2 protein-coding genes are annotated in these 5044 nt (G+C 72.6%); one reads left to right on the top strand and one right to left on the bottom strand.

Features of this window, described 5'->3' with window-relative positions; genetic code table 11:
* The coding region (locus AC1DP0_RS17855) for a helix-turn-helix transcriptional regulator (RefSeq protein ID WP_478086992.1) at positions 1-1286 on the top strand (1286 nt) is incomplete at its 5' end.
* Positions 1287-1529: 243 nt separating this feature from the next.
* Here the strand turns inward: AC1DP0_RS17855 and AC1DP0_RS17850 are convergent.
* The coding region (locus AC1DP0_RS17850; RefSeq protein ID WP_478086990.1) for a carboxyl transferase domain-containing protein at positions 1530-5044 on the bottom strand (3515 nt) is incomplete at its 5' end.

Raw genomic sequence — 5044 nt, 5'->3', positions numbered from 1 at the left:
AGGCCGAGCAGCACGCGCGGCTCGCGGTGGCGCGCGACGACACCGAGGCGTACGGCTCCGCCTGCGCGACCCAGGCCTACCTCGCCTATCGCCGACACGACCACGACGCCGCCGACGTCGGCAGCCGGCTGGCACGGGAGGTCGCGGCCCGCACCGGGGACGACGCAGTCGGCATCCGCTGCGACATCATCGACGACGCGAGCGACCTGTTGCGGGGCACGCTCAGCGCAAGAGGTCGGCTCCTCATGCACGCGGCGCTCGCGCTCGAGCGCTCCTACGACGAGGTGGGGACGACGGCATACTCCAACCTGTCGGCCATCGACGTCGAGCACCGGCGCTTCCGCGACGCGGAGGGTGTGCTCGCTCGTTCGATCCCGATCACGGTGGAGCGCGACATCCCCGTGTGCAACCAGTGGCAGACGGCGATGCGGGCGCGCCTGCACTTCCAGCGGGCTCGATGGGCGGCGGCGCTGGAGGACGCCGACGCCGTCATCGACGGTCAGGGCATGCCGCTGGCGATGATGTGGCCGTCTCTCGTGCGAGGGCTGGTGGCGCTGCGGACCGGCGAGGCATCGGCGGGGAGGTCCGCCACCGAACACCTCGATGTCGCCTGGAGCGTCGCGCAACGGCTCGACGAGCCCCTGGCCCACCTACCCGTGCTGTCGGCGCTCGCCGAGAGATCGTGGCTGACCGGCGAGCCCGACGCTCGACTCGACACGGCCACCGCCACGCTGGACGACGTCGCCGACCTGTCCGGGGTGCAGTGGGCGGTCGGTGACTTGCTCGTCTGGCTGGCCCGGGTCGGACGCGGCACCGGTGCGGAAGGGCTCCATGGCGGGGTGGCAGAGCCGTTCCGGCTGGAGCTGGTCGGCCGCCATGACGGCGCGGCGGCGGCCTGGACGGAGATCGGCGCGCCGTACGAGGCAGCCCTGGCGGCCGTCCACGGCTCTCACGCGGGTCGGGCCGCACGGGCCGTCGAGGACCTCGAGGTCCTCCCGGCCGCAGGCTCCGCCGGCCGGGCCCGTGAGGTCCTGCGGGCCCACGGGCTGACCCCACCACCGGTGCGGCGCCGGGCCAGCACGCGCGCCAACCCGTCGGGGCTGACCAACCGGCAGCTCGATGTCGCGCGTCTCGTCGCCCGGGGCCTGACGAACGCCGAGCTGGCCCGCGACCTCTACATCTCGCCGAAGACCGTCGACCACCACGTCTCGGCGGTCCTCGGCCGGCTGGGGCTTCGCACCCGACGCGAGATCGTGCGGCGTGCCGCCGAGCTCGGCCTGGACTGACCTGCCGGCGTATGCCGTCCCGCACCAGCCGGGCCCCCACGGTCAGCGGTCACGACGCGCCCATGGCATCAACCCCCGATGGTCGGGTGGGGTCGAGTGCTCATTTCCCTGCGTCGGGAAGTGGGCACTCGACCAGGTGGTGTGGCCGCTCGGCTGGGTGGTCTGGCCGCGTGATGGTCGAGTGCTCATTTCCCTGCGTCGGGAAGTGGGCACTCGACTGGGTGGGTGGGTGTGGGTTTCGGCTCAGTCCGTCGTGGCGAGGCCGGCTTCGATGGCCGCGATGATGCGCGGCCGCATGTCGTGGGCGTCGATGACGGCGTCGACCGAGCCGACGGAGACGGCGCGGTGGATGCTGTGCACCGTGTCGAACTCGGAGGCGACCTGACCGAGCTTCTCGGCGCGCACCGACGTGCGCAGCTCGGCGACCTCGGTGGCGAGGCGCGCCCGCTCCACCCCGGACGCGGCGGCCAGGCGGCCCTCGAGCTCGGCCACGCGCGGGTCGGACGACGTGCGGGCGTCGACGTCGCGCGAGAAGACGACGGCCGCAGCGGGGGCGCCACCGAGCACCGAGGCGAACGACCCCTCGACGGCGAGCACCGTCATGCGCGGGTTGAGCGTCTTGGAGAAGACGACGAACGCGCCACCGTGGTAGCGGGAGACGACGGTGAAGACGATCGGGCCGTCGAAGTTGACGATGGCCCGGCCGATCTCGGCGCCGTACTCGAGCTGGAGGCTGCGCATCGACTCCGGCGAGCCGTCGAAGCCCGACAGGTTCGCCAGGACGACGACCGGCCGGTTGCCGCTCGCGGCGTTGATGGCCCGCGCGACCTTCTTGCTCGACCGGGGGAAGAGCGTGCCGGCCGTATAGGTGTCGGGGCCGTCGGTGGGCGGGAAGCCCCGTCGCGCAACGGACTTCGACTCGATGCCGATGAGGCACACGGGGATGCCGCCGAGGTGGGCGTCCTGGACGACGGCCGTCTCGGCGTCGGCCATGCCGGCCCAGCGCTCGAGCGGCTCGTGGTCCTGGTCGGAGACGGCTCGCATGACGGTGCGGATGTCGAAGGGCTTCTTGCGGTCCGGGTTGGTGAGCGAGCTGAAGATCTCGCCGACCGTCGTGAAGTCCGAGCCGGGTGCGTCGTGCGGGAAGAGCGTCACGTCACGGTGCGACGGGTCGCTCGTGGGGACGCGGCGCGGACCGGACTCGCCGGGGCTGACGTAGGCGTGGTCGTAGTGCGCCATGAGGATGGCGCGGGCGCCCGCGAGGTCCTTGGCCCAGTACTGCGCCTGGCCGTTCGGACCCATGACGCGGTCGTAGCCGCCGATGCCGAAGTTGTCCTCGGCCGAGACGCCACCGGAGAAGTCGAGCGACTGCTTGCCGGTGAGGACCATGGCGCTGTCGGGCGTCATGACGAGGATGCCCTTGGTGTGCATGAGCATCGTCGCCTCGGCGTTCCAGTACGGCTGGGCGCCGACGTTGATCCCCGCGACGACGATGTTGATCTCGCCGCCCGCCTGGGTGAACTCGATGATCCGCTTGAGGGCCCGGGCCACCCAGTCCATGTTCTCGGTGCCCGAGTCCATCGAGATGCGCGCGCCGGCCGACAGGGAGTACCACTCGAGGGGGACCTGCATCTGCTCGGCGAGGTCGAGCGCCGCGATGACGCGAGCGCACTCGGCCTCCGCGACCGACCCGAGCGAGCGGAGCGGGTCGCCCGACAGCACGACCCGGGTGACGCCCTCGGGGTGGCGCGCGGTCGGCGAGCTGACGACGGCCACGATGATGCCGGCCTTGTTGAGGCCCTGCGGGCGGTCGGCCGGGACGAGCGCGCCGGCGTCGTCGAGGTCGTGCTCGACGACGGAGCCGCCCTCGCCCGCGATCATCGACTGCAGCTCGTAGGGGTAGACGAGGCCGCGCCGGCGAGCCCGGACCACCTTGGAGGCGTAGTCGTCGAGGGGCTTGAGGGGCTCGGTGGGAGGTGCCCCCACGGCGGCGGTGACGCCCGACCCCGGCTGGTAGAAGAACCGGCCGGCGATCGGCACCGGCGCCTCGCCGGGTGCGCCGGCGATGCGGCCCTGGACGAGGACCTCCTCGATGCCGGCGCCGGCCGTGACGGGGGCGATCTTGTCCTGCAGGGCCGTCAGCTGGCTGAGGTCCGCCTCGATGGTCGGCCAGATCTGGACCCACACGTGGTTCATGTCGAGCTTGGAGCCCTTGGCGCCGCGGCTCGTACGGTTCCGGCGGATCGCCTCGAGACAGTTGGCGATGGCGCGCTCGACGTGCGGCAGCCCCGAGACCTGACCGGACTCGTCGCGCACGACGACGATCTGGCGCACCTGCGCGAGGGCGACGAGGCGGCGGTCCTCGGGGTTGTCCTTGGCGACGCACTCGTAGAGCAGGACGTCCTCGGGCGCCTCGAGGCGTGTCACGTCGAAGGACGTGAGGCGCCACAGGTTGAGACGGCGCCCGACCATGGGGTGCACGCCGCGGACGAGCCGGTCCTCGACGATCGTGCCGTCGACGGGGCGGAAGGTGAAGTAGCTGACGGGTCGCCCGCGGCCGGCGCTGACGGCGACGGCCACCCGGCGGACGTCCTGGGCGAAGGGAAGCTGCTGGAGCAGCGCGGCCAGCTGCTCGCTCGCGGCGTCGGGTGACTCCGGCTCCTCCGGCCAGCGCAGGTAGAGGTCGACGACGGAGTGCAGCCCGGTCGGGCGCGACCAGACGTCGTTGGACACGGCCGCGTCGAGGGGGCCGTCGGGCACGAGCTCGTCGACACCGCCGATCGTCGACGTCAGGTGCGTCGGACGGTCATCGAGCGTGTAGTCGGCGACGGCGAAGGGCCGCCCGCCCTCGGAGAAGGTGCGCAGGCCGTGCAGCTCGTGCTCGCGGTAGTGCCGCTTGATGAGCACCTCGAGCATCGGCTCGTGCTCGGGCAGCCGCTCGGGTGTCTCCTCGTGGAGCCGCTCGGCGAGGAAGCGGACGATCTGCTCGGGGATGGCCGCCAGCTCGTCGATGCGCGCCGCGTGGTCGGGCGCCTCGGGCTCGGCGGCCAGGCTCGCGAGCTTGTCGCGCACCCCGGCGAGGACGCTCTGGCGGTCCTCGTCGACGAGCGGCTGGTCGAACCAGCGGAAGCGGACGCTGCGAGCGAGGTCACCGATGACGGGGAAGCGCAGCTGCGTCGCGACGACGAGGCGGTCGAGCACGTCGCGGGCGGCGGCGTCGTTTGGCGGCTGCGGGATGGGCTCGGCGAGCCAGCGCTGGAGGATCGAGGTCGCGAGCTGCACCTCGGGGGCCGAGCGCTGCTGGGCGAGGAAGATGCGGAAGACCGCCTCCTCCAGGTCGGGCGTGCGCTCGAAGTCGGTGACGCCGTAGTGGCGCAGCACGCGGGCGAGCTTGTCGCGGAACTCGTCCGAGAGGCCGGCCCGGTCGACGTCGAGGCTCTGCAGGTAGGAGTGGAAGTGCTCACGCGGGCTGTGCACGAGCAGCTCGGTGTGTCGCTCCTCGGCCACCGGACGGTTGCGGCTCAGCTCGGCGAAGTCGGTGAGCAGCTCGAGGATCGCGATCTCCTCGCCRAGCGGGATCGTGCCTCCGGCGGCGATCTCGTCGCGCGCCGACAGGTAGCCGGCGAGCACCCGCCGGTCACCGCTCGGGTCGCCGTCGAAGCCGAGGACGCTCGCGGAGAGGTCCTCGATGCCGCGGTCGACGCGCTCGCGCACCGTCGCCCGGCCGGCGCTCGAGTCGGGCAGGTCGAGGTCGACGC

The organism is Terrabacter sp. P5_B1, from assembly GCF_056400505.1.
Note: the sequence above shows the minus strand (reverse complement) of the source record. Positions and strands in the feature narration are given on the sequence as shown.